The following is a 2,151-nucleotide window of genomic DNA, read 5'->3' as shown; positions in this document are numbered from 1 at the left end:
CGTGAAGTCGTATGAAGCGCTGTTCACCGCTTAACGAGTGAACCATCTGTATCACCAGATGAACCTAGGAGCCTGAATAAAGTAGCGGCTCTGACAATGTAACGAAGATTGGTCTTTGACCAATCGGGATATGAACTGCGAGGGGATGATCCTCCTGATAACCACAAATCGGGTGAGTGCTAGGTAGTCAGTATGATGAATGTAAGTGAATCCGCGTAAGGTGCGTCATGCGATGAAACAGCGGAAGTGGTTAACACGCTGTAGCCAAAAGGCACGAGAGTCGGAAAGAGATTGTCCCATGCTCTTTCGTGATCATTGTACTCTCCGCACCATAGCGGGCATCTAACCTGACATTGCGCGACATACGGAACACGGTAAGCCTGTATCGCTCCCTCTGGGAAAGCCAATATAGCCGATGGCGGTGCAGGTATAGGATGTTGGAGAAAGCAAAGGCTGCATTGTAACGATGCAGATACAGACAACTGTCTGGCACGAAAGTGAGCCCACTTCCGACTGGTCTCCCGTTGCGAGAGAATTTGAAGAACTTTATTCAAGGTGAAACGCAAATTATGATTTCGCATGAAATCAGTGCCTCCCCTGACAGCAACCCGTGGAAATCCATTGACTGGAAGGCCGCTGAGTCGCTTGTATTAAAGCTTCAGATGCGTATTGCAAAGGCAACAAGAGAAGGTAAACAAGGCAAGGTGAAAGCCCTGCAATGGATACTGACTCACTCTCGCTCAGCAAAACTCCTTGCTGTTAAACGAGTGTCGAAAAACAAAGGCAGTAAGACGCCTGGAATAGACGGCATTATCTGGAACACAGATGCACGCCGCATGAAAGCAGTCAATCAATTGAGCAGAAAAGCTTATCAAGCCAAGCCGCTCAAGCGTATCTACATCCCTAAGAAAAACGGCAAGCTCAGACCTCTCGGTATTCCCTGCATGATAGACAGAGCGCAACAAGCACTCCACCTTCTTGCATTAGAGCCCGTGTCAGAAACACTTGCCGACCCTAACAGCTATGGATTTAGACCAAACCGCAGTACTGCTGACGCTGTCGATCAGTGCTTTAAGTGTTTGGCTCAAAAGACATCAGCCCAATGGGTTCTCGAAGGTGATATCAAAGCCTGTTTTGACAAGATCGGTCATCAATGGCTTCTTGATAACATAGCCGTAGATAAGCGGATGTTGGAACAATGGCTAAAGTCTGGCTTTATGGATAAAGGGCTGTTTTATCGTACCGATGAGGGTACACCGCAAGGCGGGATCATCTCTCCTACCTTGATGTTAATGACTCTTGCAGGCCTTGAGCAGCACATAAAATCCACCTCCCTCAAAAAGGGAACTAGAGCCAACTTTATTGGGTACGCCGACGATTTCGTCGTCACTTGTGCTTCAAAGGAAGTGCTAGAGAACGATATCAAACCGTTGATTACTGACTTCTTAGCAGAAAGAGGCTTAACACTATCCGAAGAGAAAACGCATATCACTCACATCAACGATGGCTTTGACTTCTTAGGTTTTAACCATAGGAAGTACAAAGGAAAACTGCTCATTAAACCGAGTAAATCCAATACGTTGATGTTCTTAAGTCATCTGCGTGAACTCATCAAAAAGCACGTAACCCTACCCGTGAACGATCTTATCAAACTGATAAATCCGAAACTTAGGGGATGGTCGAATTACTATCGACACTGCGTCGCGAAACAGGTGTTTGGATATGTAGGCCACAAGCTATTCCTTGCGTTATGGCACTGGGCTAAAAGGCATCATCCAACCAAATCTAAAACTTGGATCGCCCTTAAATACTTCGTCAATCGAAAAGGCCAGTGGCAATTTCACGGTTGGCAGAAGCTCTTGGGTATGGATTGCCAGTTCAATCTCTTCCAAATAGCCAAAGTGCCTATCGAGAGACATGTGAAAATCCGAAGTTCAGCAACCCCATTTGACCCTCAATACCAAGCATACTTGGCGAAGAGAAAGTCCAAAAGGCTAGCTCGCAACTCTTGGAACGAACATGCTCTGACTGCTTTATAAGTTGCTGGGTATCAAACGATGCTTTTGTGGAGGCTTGAGCCGTATGCAGTGAAAGTTGCACGTACGGTTCTTAGGGAGACGGCACTTGGTAACAAGTGCCGTCCACCCGACA

At 46.6% G+C, this 2,151-nt stretch carries 1 protein-coding gene; it reads left to right on the top strand.

Translation table 11 applies throughout. From position 1 onward, the window contains the following. The first annotated feature begins 566 nt into the window (after window positions 1–566). A complete protein-coding gene (ltrA, locus tag COW15_RS16755) occupies window positions 567–2,039 on the top strand; it encodes a group II intron reverse transcriptase/maturase (protein ID WP_363700657.1) in 1,473 nt (490 codons plus the stop codon). Window positions 2,040–2,151 lie beyond the last annotated feature (112 nt).

The organism is Shewanella sp. CG12_big_fil_rev_8_21_14_0_65_47_15 (genome assembly GCF_002783505.1).
In the GTDB taxonomy this organism is placed as follows: Bacteria; Pseudomonadota; Gammaproteobacteria; order Enterobacterales; family Shewanellaceae; genus Shewanella.
The sequence above is the reverse complement of the archived record's forward strand: the minus strand, read 5'-3'. Positions and strand labels throughout refer to the sequence as shown.